General features: G+C 71.0%; 12 protein-coding genes and 1 other RNA gene. 11 read left to right on the plus strand and 2 right to left on the minus strand.

The features are described from left to right. Window positions 1-79 precede the first annotated feature (79 nt). Genes ACZ67T_RS04835 through ACZ67T_RS04845 form a run of 3 tightly spaced genes read left to right on the plus strand, consistent with a single transcriptional unit; the run spans window position 80 to window position 2,927 of the window. Window positions 80-937, plus strand: coding sequence for a Nif3-like dinuclear metal center hexameric protein (locus tag ACZ67T_RS04835; RefSeq protein ID WP_469981571.1), 858 nt, complete (start codon window positions 80-82; stop codon window positions 935-937). Continuing rightward, the gene (locus tag ACZ67T_RS04840) at window positions 934-1,677 is read left to right on the plus strand and encodes a zinc ribbon domain-containing protein (RefSeq protein ID WP_469982254.1); all 744 of its coding nucleotides are present in this window, start codon (window positions 934-936) and stop codon (window positions 1,675-1,677) included. The genes ACZ67T_RS04835 and ACZ67T_RS04840 overlap by 4 nt, the downstream gene beginning before the upstream one ends. An 11-nt stretch (window positions 1,678-1,688) precedes the next feature. Next, window positions 1,689-2,927: a bifunctional RNase H/acid phosphatase gene (locus tag ACZ67T_RS04845; RefSeq protein WP_469982255.1), complete on the plus strand. Its 1,239-nt coding sequence runs from the start codon at window positions 1,689-1,691 to the stop codon at window positions 2,925-2,927. Between the two features lie 56 nt (window positions 2,928-2,983). On the opposite strand, the gene eda is transcribed toward ACZ67T_RS04845, so the two are convergent. Both eda and yaaA read right to left on the minus strand, forming a co-directional pair. Further along, entirely contained in the window at window positions 2,984-3,604 is a 621-nt protein-coding gene (eda, locus tag ACZ67T_RS04850) for a bifunctional 4-hydroxy-2-oxoglutarate aldolase/2-dehydro-3-deoxy-phosphogluconate aldolase (protein WP_469981572.1), read from the minus strand. A gap of 88 nt (window positions 3,605-3,692) precedes the next feature. Beyond that, window positions 3,693-4,499, minus strand: coding sequence for a peroxide stress protein YaaA (yaaA, locus tag ACZ67T_RS04855; protein WP_469981573.1), 807 nt, complete (start codon window positions 4,497-4,499; stop codon window positions 3,693-3,695). Window positions 4,500-4,883: 384 nt separating this feature from the next. Here yaaA and ACZ67T_RS04860 point away from each other — a divergent pair, with 384 nt between their 5' ends. The 8 genes from ACZ67T_RS04860 to ACZ67T_RS04895 all read left to right on the plus strand — a co-directional run bounded on the left by ACZ67T_RS04860 (window position 4,884) and on the right by ACZ67T_RS04895 (window position 15,318). After that, window positions 4,884-6,332, plus strand: a complete 1,449-nt coding sequence (locus ACZ67T_RS04860; RefSeq protein ID WP_469981574.1) for an RNB domain-containing ribonuclease — start codon at window positions 4,884-4,886, stop codon at window positions 6,330-6,332. 29 nt (window positions 6,333-6,361) lie between these two features. Continuing rightward, window positions 6,362-6,781, plus strand: an RNA gene (gene rnpB / locus ACZ67T_RS04865) — RNase P RNA component class A. A gap of 253 nt (window positions 6,782-7,034) precedes the next feature. After that, window positions 7,035-7,430, plus strand: coding sequence for a hypothetical protein (locus ACZ67T_RS04870; RefSeq protein WP_469981575.1), 396 nt, complete (start codon window positions 7,035-7,037; stop codon window positions 7,428-7,430). A gap of 81 nt (window positions 7,431-7,511) precedes the next feature. Further along, on the plus strand, window positions 7,512-8,558 hold the full coding sequence (gene pstC / locus ACZ67T_RS04875; RefSeq protein WP_469981576.1) for a phosphate ABC transporter permease subunit PstC: 1,047 nt from the start codon (window positions 7,512-7,514) through the stop codon (window positions 8,556-8,558). Between the two features lie 17 nt (window positions 8,559-8,575). Continuing rightward, window positions 8,576-9,883, plus strand: a complete 1,308-nt coding sequence (gene pstA, locus ACZ67T_RS04880; protein ID WP_469981577.1) for a phosphate ABC transporter permease PstA — start codon at window positions 8,576-8,578, stop codon at window positions 9,881-9,883. Then, window positions 9,880-11,565, plus strand: coding sequence for a phosphate ABC transporter substrate-binding protein PstS (pstS, locus tag ACZ67T_RS04885; RefSeq protein WP_469981578.1), 1,686 nt, complete (start codon window positions 9,880-9,882; stop codon window positions 11,563-11,565). The genes pstA and pstS overlap by 4 nt, the downstream gene beginning before the upstream one ends. Continuing rightward, the gene (locus ACZ67T_RS04890; protein ID WP_469981579.1) at window positions 11,562-14,063 is read left to right on the plus strand and encodes a hypothetical protein; all 2,502 of its coding nucleotides are present in this window, start codon (window positions 11,562-11,564) and stop codon (window positions 14,061-14,063) included. Before pstS ends, ACZ67T_RS04890 begins: the two co-directional genes overlap by 4 nt. Window positions 14,064-14,349: 286 nt before the next feature. Next, complete coding sequence (locus tag ACZ67T_RS04895) at window positions 14,350-15,318, plus strand: substrate-binding domain-containing protein (RefSeq protein ID WP_469981580.1); 969 nt, start codon at window positions 14,350-14,352, stop codon at window positions 15,316-15,318. Window positions 15,319-15,338 lie beyond the last annotated feature (20 nt).

Consider the following 15,338-nt stretch of genomic DNA (forward strand, 5'->3'; position numbering starts at 1 on the left):
GTGAGCCCGTACCGCCCCCCGGCCGCGGCCGAATGTGCGCCAGGGCCGACGGGGCATGGAGGGAAGGTAGCCTTTTACCGTGCCCCGTCTGTCTGAAGTCATCGCCGCACTCGAGAAGCTGTGGCCCCCCGAGCGGGCCGAGTCGTGGGACGCGGTCGGCACCGTCGCCGGCGACCCCGACGCGGAGGTCTCCCGGGTCCTGTTCGCCGTGGACCCCGTCCAGGAGACCGTCGACGAGGCGGTGAAGCTGGGGGCAGACCTGCTGGTCACGCACCACCCGCTCTATCTGCGCGGCACGACGACCGTCGCCGCCACCACCTTCAAGGGCCGCGTCGTCCACACGCTGATCAAGAACGATGTCGCTCTGCACGTCGCGCACACCAACGCCGACCGTGCCGACCCGGGCGTCTCCGACGCGCTCGCGGGCGCCCTCGACCTCCGCGTCTCCGGCCCCCTCGTACCGGACCCGACCGACCCCGCGGGCCGCCGTGGTCTCGGCCGGATCTGCGAACTCGAACACCCCCTCACCCTGCGCGAACTCGTGGGCCTGGCGGCCGACCGGCTGCCCGCCACCGCGCAGGGCATCCGCGTCAGTGGCGACCTCGACGCGACGATCCGCACGATCGCCGTCAGCGGCGGCTCGGGCGACAGCCTCTTCGCCGACGTGCGCGCCGCGGGCGTCGACGCGTTCCTCACCGCGGACCTGCGCCACCACCCCGCGTCCGAGGCGCGCGAGCAGAGCCCGCTGGCGCTGCTCGACGCGGCCCACTGGGCCACCGAGCAGCCCTGGTGCGAGCTGGCCGCAGCCCAGCTCGACGAGATCTCCGACCGCAACGGATGGGGACTTCGCGTCCACGTCTCGACGACGGTCACCGACCCCTGGACCGCCCACGCGGCGTCCAACGCCACACCGATCCCAACTGGAGCCCCCAACTGAACGCCGCGCCCGCCGACCAGATCCGACTTCTCGACGTCCAGGCCCTGGACGTACGCCTGTCGCAGCTCGCGCACAAGCGCAAGTCGCTGCCCGAGCACGCCGAGATCGAGTCGCTGAACAAGGACCTCACGCAGCTGCGCGACCTGCACGTCGCCGCGCAGACGGAGGAGAGTGACTGCGCCCGCGAGCAGACCAAGGCCGAGCAGGACGTCGACCAGGTCCGCCAGCGCGCCGCCCGTGACCAGCAGCGCCTGGACTCCGGCGCCGTCACGTCCCCCAAGGACCTGGAGAACCTCCAGCGCGAGATCGCCTCGCTCGCCAAGCGCCAGGGCGACCTGGAGGACGTCGTCCTCGAGGTCATGGAGCGCCGCGAGTCCGCGCAGGAGCGCTTCGAGGAGCTGACCGGCCGGGTCGCCTCCGTCCAGGGCAAGATCGACGACGCGACGGCCCGCCGCGACGCCTCCTTCGAGGAGTTCGACGGCGAGACGGCCACGGTCACGAAGGAGCGCGGGATCGTCGCCGGCTCCGTCCCCGAGGACCTGCTGAAGCTCTACGACAAGCTGCGCGTCAAGGAGGGCGGCGTCGGTGCGGCCCGCCTCTACCAGCGCCGCTGCGAGGGCTGCCAGCTGGAGCTGAACATCACCGAGCTGAACGAGGTGCGGGCCGCGGCGCCCGACTCCGTGGTGCGCTGCGAGAACTGCCACCGGATCCTGGTGCGCACGTCCGAGTCCGGCCTGTAGGAGCCTTCGTGGTGCGGGAGTTCATCGTCGAGGCCGACGGCGGTTCCCGGGGTAACCCGGGGCCCGCGGGCTATGGCTCGGTCGTCATCGACGCGGCGACGGGGGAGACCCTGGCGGAGGCCGCCGAGTACATCGGCATCGCCACGAACAACGTCGCCGAGTACCGGGGGCTCGTCGCCGGCCTGCGCGCCGCGCACGCCCTCGACCCGCAGGCGTCGGTGCACGTCCGGATGGACTCCAAGCTCGTCGTCGAGCAGATGTCGGGCCGCTGGAAGATCAAGCACCCCGACATGCGGCCCCTCGCCGCACAGGCGGCCACGGTGCTGCCGGCGTCGCAGGTGACGTACGAGTGGATCCCGCGCGAGCGGAACAAGCACGCGGACCGGCTCGCCAACGAGGCGATGGACGCGGGCAAGCGAGGCAAGCAGTGGGAGCCCGCGCGCTCGACCGCCGAGCTCGATACACCGCGTCCCCAGACGGACCGGGGGGCTCCGCCCGGGGACGCGGCGGCCGGGGCAGCGAAGGCGCGGGCCGCGCTCGCGGGGACGCGGGGCACCGCGGACGCCCGGGCCGCGGGGAACGTGGCGGGCACCGCGTCCCAGGGCTGGTCGGCGGCCCCCGATCTCGGGGCGCCCGCCACCTTCGTGCTCCTGCGGCACGGCGAGACCGCGCTCACGCCCGAGAAGCGGTTCTCCGGATCCGGCGGCAGTGACCCCGAACTGTCGGCGGCCGGGCGCTCGCAGGCCGAGCGGGTCGCCGCCGCGCTCGCCGCGCGCGGCACCGTCCAGGCGATCGTGTCGTCGCCGCTCAAGCGGTGCCAGGAGACGGCGCGGACCGTCGCGGCCCGCCTCGGGCTCGACGTCCACATCGAAGAGGGCCTGCGCGAGACGGACTTCGGGGCGTGGGAGGGACTGACCTTCGGGGAGGTCCGCGAGCGCTACCCGGACGACATGAACGCCTGGCTGGCCTCGTCGAAGGCCGAACCGACCGGCGGCGGCGAGAGCTTCGCGGCGGTCGCCCGCCGGGTCGCCGCGACGCGGGACCGGCTCGTCGAGCGGTACGCGGGCCGCACGGTCCTCCTGGTCACGCACGTCACGCCGATCAAGACGTTCGTACGGCTCGCGCTCGGCGCGCCGCCGGATTCCCTGTTCCGGATGGAGCTCTCGGCGGCGTCGCTGTCGGCGGTCGCGTACTACGGGGACGGCAACGCGAGCGTGCGCCTGCTCAACGAGACGGCGCACCTGCGCTGACGTCCGCGCTGCGTGAGAGCCGCGCTGCTTGAGGCCCGTACTGCTTGAGGTCCGCGCTACTTGAGGCCGGCCGCTTCGCGGGCCAGCGTCTCGATCCGCGCCCAGTCCTTCGACGCCACCGCGTCCGCGGGAAGCATCCAACTGCCGCCCACACAGCCGACGTTCTTGAGTGCCAGGTACGAGGGCGCCGAGCTGAGGGAGACTCCGCCGGTCGGGCAGAACCGCGCCTGCGGCAGCGGACCGGCCAGCGACTTCAGATACGGCACACCGCCCGCGGCCTCCGCGGGGAAGAACTTCATCTCGCTCACTCCGCGCTCCAGGAGCGCCACGACCTCCGAGGTCGTGGAGACGCCCGGCAGGAACGGCACGCCGGACTTCTTCATCGCGTCGAGCAGTGCGTCCGTCCAGCCGGGGCTGACCAGGAAGCGCGCACCGGCGGCGACGGAGTCGGCGACGTTCTGCGGCGAGATGACCGTGCCCGCGCCGACGACGGCGTCCGGCACCTCGTCCGCGATGGCGCGGATCGCGTCGAGCGCGGCCGGTGTCCGCAGCGTCACCTCGATCGCCCGCAGGCCGCCCGCGACGAGCGCCCGTGCGAGGGGCACGGCGTCGGCGGCATCCTCCACGACGACGACGGGTACGACGGGGGCGAGATCGAGCACGGAGGAATCAGTCATGGGGCCATCCTGCCCCGCGTTGTGCAGCATGCGCAAAGGGCGTTGCGCATGCTGCAATGCATTGAGGTCGGCGCTCAGTGGATCTTGCTCAGTGGATCTGGGTCACCACGACGTCGAGCGCCCACGCCGTCCCCGCCTTCGCGGGCGCCTGCGCCTCCACCACATGACCGAGATCCCGCAGCGCCTCGACCAGCTCGGCCGGGCCCGCGGGCGTGGTTCCGGTCTCCAGGAGCGTGCGCACGATCCGGCCCTTCGTCGCCTTGTTGAAGTGCGACACGACCGAACGCTTCTCCACGCCGGTCACCGGATCCGTCTGCGCGTGCAGCACCCGCACCGTCGCGGTACGCCCCGCGACCTCCCCCTTCGGCTTCCACGCACTCGTGTACGCGGACGACCTCAGGTCGAGCACGAGCCCGTCCCCGGCCGCCTCCGGAAGGGCCTCGGCCATCGGCCTGCGCCAGTGTGCGCCGAGCGCCCCGAGCCCCGGCAGCTTCACGCCCATCGAGCAGCGGTACGAAGGAATCCGGTCGCTCACCCGCACCGCGCCCCACAGACCGGAGAAGACCAGCAGCGAACGCGTCGCCCGGCGCTTCGCCGCCGCGTCCAGGGTGGCGAGACCGAGCGCGTCGTAGAGGACGCCCGTGTAGATCTCACCGGCGGGCCGCGCGCCCGCGGTGCGCAGCTCCACGTTCTTCGCGATCTCGCCGCGCAGCCCCTCGCTGAGGCCGAGCACCTCGCGCGCCTTGTCCTCGTCGGCGGCACACAGCTCGACCAGCTCGTCGAGCACGGCCTGCCGCGCCCCGGCGAGCCCCGGCAGGGACAGCGACTCAGGCTTCAGCGGGGCGCCGCGGCCCGACGGGGCCTTGCCTTCGGACGGCGGCAGCAGCACGAGCACGATCGGACTCCTCGGGACAGTGATGCGGATCAGGGGGTGCGGCCCCAGCGAAAGCGTACGGAAGGGAAGGGGGTGCCGGGGAACGCGGGGCGCGGCCGATCATGGGGTGGCCAGGTCGTGGGGTGCCCGCGGTTGCGGGACGCCGGGGAGCGGGGGGCGGGGATCACGGGTGCCCGCGGACCATGTGGCGCCGCGGTCCTGGGGTGCCGGGGATCACGGTGCCCGCGGATCGCGGGGCACCGCGGTCAGGGGGCACCGCGGTCATGGGACGCCGGGTAGCGCGGGGCGCCGCGGTCACTGGGCGCCGCGCCCATGAAGTGCCGCGGTCCCGGCGCGCCGCGATCACCGGGTGCCGACACCCCCGCCCCGTCCTACGCTCGGTGCATGCCCCGCCGTCATCTCCGTGTGACCGGCGCAGCCGAGGCCGCGCTGCGTGCCGCGCTGTGTGAACTGCGTACGACCCTGGACGTCCCCGGGGCCTTCCCGGCCGACGCCCTCGCGGAGGCGGAGCGGGCCGCGGCTGCCCCGCACCCGCCGGAATCCGGCGGCAAGGACGCCATCGACATCCCCTTCTTCACGATCGACCCGCCGACCTCCGTCGACCTCGACCAGGCGATGCACCTCGCGCGCCGCGACGGCGGCTACCGGGTCCGCTACGCCATCGCCGACGTCGCCGCCTACGTCACCCCCGGCGGCCGGCTCGACACCGAGGCCCACCGCCGCGTCACCACGCTCTACTTCCCCGACGAGAAGGTCCCCCTGCACCCCACCGTGCTCGGCGAGGGCGCCGCCAGCCTGCTCCCCGGCCAGACCTGCCCCGCGGTCCTGTGGACGCTCGACCTCGACGCAGAGGGGCGCACCGTCGCCACCGACGTGGCCCGCACCACCGTCCGCAGCCGCGCGAAGCTCGACTACGAGGGCGTGCAGAAGGCCATCGACGACGGCACCGCCGAGGAACCCGTAGCGCTGCTGCGCGACATCGGGCGCCTGCGCGAACAGCTGGAGACCGAGCGCGGCGGCATCTCCCTCAACGTCCCGGAACAGGAGATCACCGAACGGGACGGCCGCTACGAGCTCGGCTACCGCGCCCCCCTGCCCGCCGACGGCTGGAACGCCCAGATCTCCCTGCTCACCGGCATGGCCGCCGCCGACCTCATGCTCGCCGCGGGCACCGGCATCCTGCGTACCCTGCCCGCCGCCCCCGACGGCGCCGTCGGCCGGCTGCACCGCACGGCCCGCGCCCTGCACATCGACTGGCCGCACCACGTCCCGTACGCCCGGCTCGTCCGTTCGCTCGACCCGAGGAAGCCGCACCACGCGGCCTTCCTCCAGGAGTGCACGACGCTCCTGCGCGGTGCCGGCTACACCGTGTTCAGCGGCGGCACGCTCCCCGACTTCACCGTCCACGCAGCCGTCGCCGCGCCCTACGCCCACTGCACGGCCCCGCTGCGCCGCCTCGCCGACCGCTACGCCTCGGAACTGTGCCTGGCGGCCTGCGCGGGCACCCCGCCCCCGGAGTGGGTGCTCGCCGCGCTGCCCGGCCTGCCGAAGGAGATGGCGGAGGGCACCCGACGGGCCAACGCCGTCGAGCGCGGCTGCGTCGACATCGTCGAGGCGGCGCTGCTCAAGGACCGGATCGGCGACGTCTTCGAGGCGTGCGTCGTCGACGTGAAGGACCACGAACCGGCCGTCGGGACCGTTCAGTTGGCCGATCCCGCGGTCGTCGCCCGCATCGAGGGCGGTACGGCTCCGCTGCCGCTGGGGGAGCGGCTGCGGGTGCGGCTGACGCAGGCCGACCCCGGGGCGGCGAAGGTTCAGTTCGCTCCCGCCTGAGCGCCGGGTAGCATGGTCGGCACGGCAGACGAGCCGGGCGGACGGCCGCGTGAGGACCCTTTCACCAGGGTTTTCCCGAGGAACGTCCGGGCTCCACAGGGCAAGGTGGTGGCTAACGGCCACCCGGGGTGACCCGCGGGACAGTGCCACAGAAAACAGACCGCCGGGGACCGCAAGGCCCTCGGTAAGGGTGAAACGGTGGTGTAAGAGACCACCAGCGCCTGAGGTGACTCAGGCGGCTAGGTAAACCCCACCTGGAGCAAGGTCAAAAGGAGTCACCTCCTCGCAAGAAGAGGCGGCTCTGCGCGGACGTTCGAGGGCTGCCCGCCCGAGTCCGCGGGTAGACCGCACGAGACCGGCGGCAACGCCGGTCCTAGATGGATGGCCGTCTCCTCGGCCGCCGCGAGGCGACCGAGTGACAAAACCCGGCGTACAGCCCGACTCGTCTGCCGTCAAGAGCCCCGACCGGCGCACATCTTGCCGGGGAGCGGCCGGTCGGCCCGTCCGGCCCGCCGTGAGGCCGCCGGCCGGCTCAGCGCATGGCTTAGGGGTGGCCGAGGGGCTACATCCCCATGAATCGTGGCACCTGCAGATTGTTTTCCCACGCACCTTTCCCGGTCGTCTCAGTAGATTGCTGCTGTCGCTCCAGCGGGTTCATACCTGCGGCTTTTACTCCTTCTTGGGGCGGCAGGGGTGGGGATCATGGAACAGCCGAAGGAGGCGGCAAGACCTGCCGTCAGCGTGGTGGGCTTGCGATGCCAGATCGACATCGATGTCGGAGGCGGGTACGGCTGGCGCCTGGTGGCTCCCAACGGCCGGCCCGTAGCGGTCTCCCACAGCGCCTTTGCGTCGCACGAACTGTGCCGCGAGGCGTTCACCGCACTGTGCCTGCGGCGCGACCGGCCGGCCGGCGGGATCCAGCACAGCGCGGACGGCGGTGGCTGGGTGTGGGCCGTGTGGGAGAGCACGGGGCAGCGGCTCGCCGCGTCCGCGCGAACCTACGAGCGGCATGCCACGTGCCGCACCTCGTTCGAGCGCTTCCGCGCCGTACTGCTCGAACTCGACCCGGAGCGGCCCGAGTTGTGGGGTGACTCATGAGCGGCTGATGTTGCCCCCGGGGCACCCCTCGTTCACCCTTCGGGATGGGCATGTCAATCAGGGGACCCGAGCGTCGAACTCGTGCCCGAGCTGACGATCCCTGATCCGAGCCTGCCCGCATCCGACCCGAGCCCGCCCGACGTGCGGGACGCCGACGCGCCCCGCCGCCTCTACGCCGACCCCGGCCTGCCCGACCGCGTCTTCCGCGGCGTGGCCCGGGGCGGCGGAACGCTCGTCCTCGGCATCATGCTGCTCGTCGGCGGGTTCCTGCTGTACCGGGCCTGGCTGGCGCTCGACAGAGCGGGCTGGAGCTTCCTGACGATCGCGGACTGGGCGCCGGACCAAGGCCGGTTCGGCATCGCCGCCGTCATCGTCGGCACCATTCTGATCGCGATCGTCGCGGTCTGTGTGGCCGTGCCGCTGGCCACCGGCGCCGCGCTCTACATCTCCGAGTACGCGCCGCCGAGGCTCAGGCAGACCCTCATCAGCACCGTCGACCTGATGGCCGCCGTGCCGAGTGTCGTGTACGGCCTGTGGGGGGTCTTCTTCCTCCAGGACAAGATCATCCCCACCGCCCGCTGGATCGCCACCTACTTCGGCTGGATCCCGGTCTTCTCCATCAAGGGCGCGAAGACCGACGACCCGCTGGCGCCGCCCAGCGTGTACACCTCCTCGACCTTCATCGCGGGGCTCGTCGTCGGCATGATGATCGCGCCCATCGTGTGCTCGATCATGCGCGAGGTCTTCTCGCAGACCCCGGCGGGCGAGAAGGAGGGCGCGTACGCGCTCGGCGCCACCCGCTGGGGCATGATCCGCAGCGTCGTCCTGCCGTTCGGCAAGGGCGGCATGATCGGCGGCACGATGCTCGGCCTCGGCCGCGCGCTCGGCGAGACCATCGCCGTCTACATGATCATTTCGCTGGTCTTCAACATCCAGTGGCACGTCCTGATGTCCGGCACCAGCTCCGTCTCCTCGCTCATCGCCCTGCGCTACGGCGAGGCCAGCGAGTTCGGCATGTCCGCCCTGATGGCCGCCGGCTTCGCGCTCTTCGTGATGACCCTGATCGTCAACTTCGCCGCCTCCACGATCGTCGCCCGCAGCCGTTCCGGCGCGTCCAGCGACGCCTGACGCGAAAGAGCCCGCTCATGACCGCAGCACCCGAAGCGCCCCCGGAGGCGCCTGCCTCGGAGCCGCCGCGCACCACCCTGCCCGGGCCGCCGCGCACCACCGACCCGGCGGGGGAGCGGCGCCGCGCGCTCGCGCCGCTGCGCGCCACCGATGTGTACGCGATGGCGGGTGCCCTGGCCGCGGGGCTCGCCCTGACCTGGCTGCTGTTCTCGTGGCTGCTGCCCTGGAACGGCGCGGTCGGCTTCGTCGTCGTCGCGTATCTCGTCTTCCTCGCCCTGTACGCGCTGCTGGTGTCCTTCGACGAGTCGGGACCCGCGGTCGTCGACCGGATCGCGGCGGCACTGGTGCGGTCGATGTGTCTGCTGCTCGTCACGATCCTGGTCTTCGTGGTCGCCTACGCCCTGTTCGAGGGCCGCAGGGCGTTCCCGCACCTCAACTTCTTCACGCAGGACATGTCGGACGCGGGCCCGCTCCAGCCACTGACCGTCGGCGGTGCGCTGCACGCCGCCGCGGGCACTCTCATCATGATCACCATCGCGCTCGTCGTGACCGTCCCCATCGGCCTGGTCTGCGCGGTGTTCCTGACCGAAGTGCCCGGCCCCTACGCCCGGTTCGTGCGCACCGTCGTCGAGGCGATGACCGCGCTGCCGTCGATCGTCGCGGGCCTGTTCATCTACGCGACGTTCATCCTCGCCCTGGGGTTCGAGCGCTCCGGGCTTGCGGCGGCGCTCGCGCTCGGCGTGATGATGCTGCCGATCATCATCCGTGCCGCGGATGTCGTGATCCGGCTGGTCCCCGGCACGCTGCGGGAGGCCTCGTACGCGATGGGGACGTCGCGGTGGCGGACCGTGTGGCATGTGGTCCTGCCCACCTGCCGGTCGGGGCTGACCACGGCGGTGATCCTCGGTACCGCGCGTGGCATCGGCGAGACGTCGCCGGTGCTCCTGACGGCCGGCTTCACCGCCGAGATGAACCTCGACCCGCTGCACGGGCCGATGGTGTCGCTGCCCCTCGCGACCTTCCAGTTCGTCAAGTCGCCCGAACCCAACATGGTTTCGCGCGGGTTCGGCACGGCCGCCCTGCTGATGGTGACGGTGCTCGCCCTGTTCGTCGTCGCGCGGATCCTCGGCGGCCGCGGCCCCGGTCAGCTCACCAGGGGCCAGGAGCACCGCCGGGTCAAGGCCTCGCGCCAGGACGCCCGGCGGTTCGCCGAGCGGGAGCGCCGGCGTGCCACGGCCCCCAGGACGCCTTCGGCCCCCGTCACCGCTTTCCGTGGCACGGGCCGTCTCCTCAAGTCCCGTACGCAATCAAGGAGTTCGACGTGAGACCCGCCAACCGTTTCCGGCTGGGGGCGACGCTGCTGTCAGTGTTGTGTGCCCTGCTCGCCGTCCTCGCAGTGCCGCCCGCACAGGCGGCGACCTACATCAAGATCACTGGCTCCGGTTCGACCTGGAGCTCCAACGCCCTGTTCCAGTGGACCCGCAACATCAAGAACAACATCGGGCTGACGGTGAACTTCACCGACAACGGCTCGTCGCAGGGCCGTGAGCAGTTCAAGCAGGGCATCGTCGACTTCGCCGTCTCCGAGATCCCGTACGGCCTGAAGGAGCAAGGCGTCACCGACATCCCGCCCAGGCGCGGCTACGCGTACATGCCGATCGTGGCCGGCGGCACGGCCTTCATGTACAACCTCAAGATCAACGGCAAGATGGTCACCAACCTGCGCCTGTCGGGCCCGGTGATCGCCAAGATCTTCACCGGGAAGATCACCCGCTGGAACGACCGGGCCATCAAGGCCGACAACCCGGGCCTCAATCTCCCCGCCCGCACGATCGTCCCGGTCGTCCGCTCCGACGGCTCAGGTACCAGCGCCCAGTTCACCACGTGGATGGCCAGGACGCAGTCGGGTGTCTGGAACGACTACTGCAGGGCCACGCAGCGCGGCAGCAACTGCGGCATGACCTCCAACTACCCGGTTCTGGGCGGTTCATCGATGATCTCCAAGAACGGCTCCCTCGGTGTGTCCGGGCATGTGCGGCAGCCGTCCGGTGAGGGCGCGATCACGTACGTCGAGTACTCGTACGCCATCAAGACCGGGTTCCCGGTGGCGAAGGTGCTCAACAGCTCGGGCTACTACGTCGAGCCGACGGCATCGAGCGTCGCGGTGGCTCTGACGAAGGCGGAGATCGACGACAGGAACCCGAACTCCGCGACGTATCTGACGCAGAAGCTCGACAAGGTCTACAGCTACGGGGACAAGCGCACGTACCCGCTGTCCAGCTACAGCTACATGATCCTGCCGACGAAGACGGAGAACGGATTCACCACCGCCAAGGGCAACTCCCTGGGAACGTTCGGCCGATACTTCCTCTGCGACGGTCAGGCGCAGGCCGACGAACTGGGCTATTCGCCGCTGCCGAAGAACCTCGTCGAGAAGGGGATGGACCAGCTCAAGCGGATCCCGGGCTCGCCGACGTCCAGCATCGACATCAACAGTTGCCGCAACCCCACGTTCTCCGGTGGTCGCAACACCCTTCTGGAGAACGCCCCTTACCCCAAGGACTGCGACAAGCAGGGCCCGAAGCAGTGTGCCGACGGCACAGCGGGCGCCAAGCAGACGAAGACCCAGGTGAACCCCGCCGCGCAGGGCACGTCGGGCGGCACGTCGGGCGCCGGCGGCACGGGCGCCACCGGCGGTTCCTCCGGCGGGACCGGCGGCGACGGCAAGGGCACGCCGAGCGCGCAGGCATCCGCAGCGGCGGCGGCCGGCGCGAGCGGTGGCGCGATCGACCCCGACACGGGGCTGCCCAGCAGCGGTGACGGCGCGGCGGCAGGCGGTGAGTCCTCGGTGTCCGCGACGCCGGTGAGCCTCGCCTCCAGTGCGTTCGGACTGCGCGGAGCGCTCATGGCGCTGTCGGCGGTCCTGCTTCTCGCGGTGGTCGTGGGGCCGCCGCTCACGGCCCGGGCGCTGGCCTCGCGGGCTCGGCGCAGGGGAGATGCGGCATGAAGCGGCGCGGATTCGGTACGTGGGTGCGGGGACGTACCCGTGGGGGTACGCGGCGGGTGGCGGCCGGGGTCGCCGCGCTGGCCGCGGCCCTGGTGCTGGCGCTGGTGCCGCTTCCGCAAGGGGCGCAGCAGGCGCGGGCGGCGGAGAGCCCGGAGGGGTCGGCGGTCACGCTGACCGGCACGAAGGGGGCGTACGACGACTTCTCCGCGCTGAAGGTGACCGTGCATCAGACGAAGGACATGCGGGCCCAGGGGGTTCGGGTCAGCTGGACGGGAGGGCCGCCCAATACCGCCGCCGCGAAGCCGTGGAACTTCATGTCGATCATGCAGTGCTGGGGCGACGACGCGGCGAGGGGGCCGGACCGGGAGCAGTGCGAGTACGGACGCTCGGCCGGTGTGCCCCCCGGCAATCTGCGCTCGATCATGCCCGGCGACCCGCGGGAGGACCTCGGGGCCTTGCCCACGGACGCGGTCACCCAGCAGCAGTTCGTCCCCTTCCGCCCGGTGGAGGGGGTGGGCGAGCCCACCACGAGCGCCCTGGACACGACGTACTTCACCACCGAGGACAGCAACGCTCAGCCCTGGGTGCCCGACCGTTCGGACGGGTCCGGCGACACCATCTTCCAGGTGACGACGTCGGCCGAGTCGGGACACATGGGCTGCGGCGCCCGCAAGGACGGGGCGGGAAAGATCCGGCCCTGCTGGCTGGTGGTCGTACCTCGGGGGGAGCACAACGCCGATGGGACCGTCCCTCAGAGCAATGACAACGCGTCGTCCTCCCTGGCGCAGTCACTGTGGGACCAGCGTCTGGTGTTCCGCCTCGACTTCCTGTCGGTGGGCGACAACTGTGCGGCCGACAAGGCCGAGCGTCCCCTCTTCGGCTCGGAACTGATCACGGATGCCGTGTCGTCCTGGCAGAGCGAACTGTGCAAGAGCGGAGACTTCCGGTTCAGGTTCACCCAGAAGGGAGAGGGGGAGGCGCGGGACGCCATCACCGCGCCGAAGGATGACGCCCCCGGGCTCGGCTTCACCGTTCAGCCGGTCGGGAGTGAGAACGGTGATCCGCCCGTTGTGCACGCGCCGGTGGCCGTCAGCGGCCTGACGGTCGGTCTGTACTGGAAGTACGACGGCCAGGACTCCCAGGGAAAGGCCCTGGTCAAGCAGGTGAGGGAGGTGCGACTCAACCAGCGCTTGCTGGCGAAGATCCTCACCCAGTCCTACCCGCGCAGCCTGCGCTATCTGACGGGAGGGCTCGGCGCGCCCGAGAGCGTCCAGGGGAATCCCGAGTCGCTCGCGCTCGACCCGGAGTTCCATGAACTCAATCCCGGTTTCTCCGACATGAGGGTCTTCTCGGGTTCCCCGTTCGGGCTTCTCGTGTCGACCGACATCTCCGATACGGCGACCATGGTGTGGCGCTACATCGCTCAGAACAAGGACGCGAGGGAGTTCTTGCAGGGGCGGCCCGACCCCTGGGGGATGAAGGTCAACTCGAACTATCCGCAGCTGAAGCTCGAGGACGGTACGACAGACTTCTTCCCGAAGGCCGACGACACCGTCACTCAAGCGGTGTGCGGTAACGGTACGTCGCTGCCGTATTCGGGGATCGACGTGGTGCCGTACGCCAACGACATGCACAGCGCCGCTCTCAAAGTGCGCCGTGGGTACGGTGGCGCTGCCTACTTCTGCCGCCAGGGGGATCAGGTCTACAAACTGGCCGGCGACCCTCCCGGCCCGAACGGCGTCCGAGAGTTCGGACTGGTCGACAACGCCTCGGCCAACCGCTATCTCCTCGACACCGCATCGCTGCCCAACGCCGACGGCGATTATGTGAAGCCCACGACGGACTCCCTGCTCAAGGCCGTACAGCAGATGCCCGACTCGTCCGTGAAGGGGGTCAAGGCCCCCGACCCGGCAAAGGCGAAGGGCGGGGCCTACCCCCTGACAGCCGTTGCCTACGCCGTGGCCAGGACCGACCAGGCCAAGGACGCCCGCCAGGACTACGCCAAGCTGATCCGTTACGCGGCCGGCGCCGGTCAGACGCCCGGCACGGCTCAGGGCGACCTTCCCCTTGGGTACGCCCCGTTGCCGCAGGCCATGCGCTCCCAGGCGCTCGACGCGGCCACGGCTCTGGAGAAGGGCATACCGAACCCGGATCCGGACGGCACCCCAGGCGCCGGAACCGGTTCCGGCGCCGGTTCCGGCGGCGGATCCGACTCGGAGAGCGGAGGGCTGAACGGCGGCTCGACCGCGGCGTCCTCCGGTGGCGGTGAATCGGCCGACCCGGACTCCTCGGACACGTCGTCCCCGTCCGCGGCGCCCCAGGATCCGGCCAAGGTGAACGTCGCCAAGTCGGGCGGCATCACGCCCGCCACGGTCCTCGGCCTCATCCGCTGGGTCCTGCTCGGTGTCCTCGTCGCCGGCGGTGTCGCGGCACTGGCGGGACCCGTGATGCTGCGGTTCTCGGCCCGCCGGGCGGCGGTGACGGGCGGCGCCGACTGATCCGACCGACCCGGAAAATGCGCGGCACGGTGCATTCCGTCTTCCCCCGCCGGGGCGCGCTTTCCGGCACTCTCCACCGAATTCCCTAGGTGTCACCTAGGAAATAATCCATTAACCCACCCTGCGACTGGAGTTGGTGGCCGGAGAGATCGCCGCACGGAATTGTTCTCACTGCCGGCCGACGGGTCGGCGGGAAAAGAATCCGGATTCTGCTTGCACGTCCATTGCGTACAACTCCCTTGATTCCGCGCCCTGCGGAGTCGCGAAATGCGCTGAGGAGAAACAAGTGAACGTCAAGTCCCGTGCCCGTCTTGGTGCCGTCGTCGGTGCCGCCGCCCTGGGCCTCGGCATTCTGACCGCCCCCTCCGCCACGGCCGACCCGGCCGCCGGTACCTTCCCGACGCTGGCCGGTGTCGGTTCGGACACCACGCAGGAGGTCATGAACGGCGTCGCCACGGGCGTCGGTGGCAACCTCATCGGTTCCTGGGACGCGGTCCCGCAGCCGTCGACCATCAAGACCCGCGCCAACGGCTGTGAGATCTCCCGCCCGAACGGTTCCTCGGCCGGTATCGACGCCCTGCGCGCCGACCTGGACGACACGAGCGTCGACTGCCTGGACTTCGCACGCTCCTCGCGTGGCATCGCTCAGACCGGCAACCGCCTGACCTGGATCCCGTTCGCCAAGGACGCGGTGACCTTCGCGACCCGCGAGGACAGCGCGATCAACAGCCTGGACCTGACCAAGGAGCAGCTGAAGAGCGTCTTCAACTGCACCACCACCAGCCTCAACGGCGTGACCCTGCACCCGATCCTGCCGCAGGCCAACTCCGGCACCCGTAGCTTCTTCCTCGGCCAGATCGAACTGCCCGAGGCGGAGGTCGGTTCCTGCGTCGGCACGATGCAGGAGCACGACGGCACGGCCCTCACCGGCGCCGGTGACATCGCTCCGTACTCGGTCGCGAAGTGGATCTCGCAGGTCACCGCGACCGTCCCGGACATCCACGGCGCCACGGTCCTGAACAAGGTCAGCGGTGCCGAGCCGATCGTCAACGACGCGCTCAACACGTCGTTCCCGTTCGCCCGTGACGTCTACAACGTCGTCCCGACCGCCGATGTGAACGTGGACGCCGACATCACCAGCGCGTTCGTCGGCAAGGGCTCCAAGGTCTGCCTGCAGACCGCGGAGATCACCAAGTACGGCTTCGGCCTCCTGGGCGACGCCTGCGGCGCCACGGCCATCAAGGGTGAGCGCTGATCAGCGCCCACCTGTAACCG

This window comes from Streptomyces sp. NPDC107517, from assembly GCF_055582645.1.

What these genes read in the sequence shown, in the direction of transcription:
- eda (WP_469981572.1), bottom strand. Translation starts at nt 3,604, where the DNA reads ATGACTGATTCCTCCGTGCTCGATCTCGCCCCCGTCGTACCCGTCGTC.
- ACZ67T_RS04860 (WP_469981574.1), top strand. Translation starts at nt 4,884, where the DNA reads ATGCCCCGCCGTCATCTCCGTGTGACCGGCGCAGCCGAGGCCGCGCTG.
- ACZ67T_RS04870 (WP_469981575.1), top strand. Translation starts at nt 7,035, where the DNA reads ATGGAACAGCCGAAGGAGGCGGCAAGACCTGCCGTCAGCGTGGTGGGC.
- pstA (WP_469981577.1), top strand. Translation starts at nt 8,576, where the DNA reads ATGACCGCAGCACCCGAAGCGCCCCCGGAGGCGCCTGCCTCGGAGCCG.
- ACZ67T_RS04890 (WP_469981579.1), top strand. Translation starts at nt 11,562, where the DNA reads ATGAAGCGGCGCGGATTCGGTACGTGGGTGCGGGGACGTACCCGTGGG.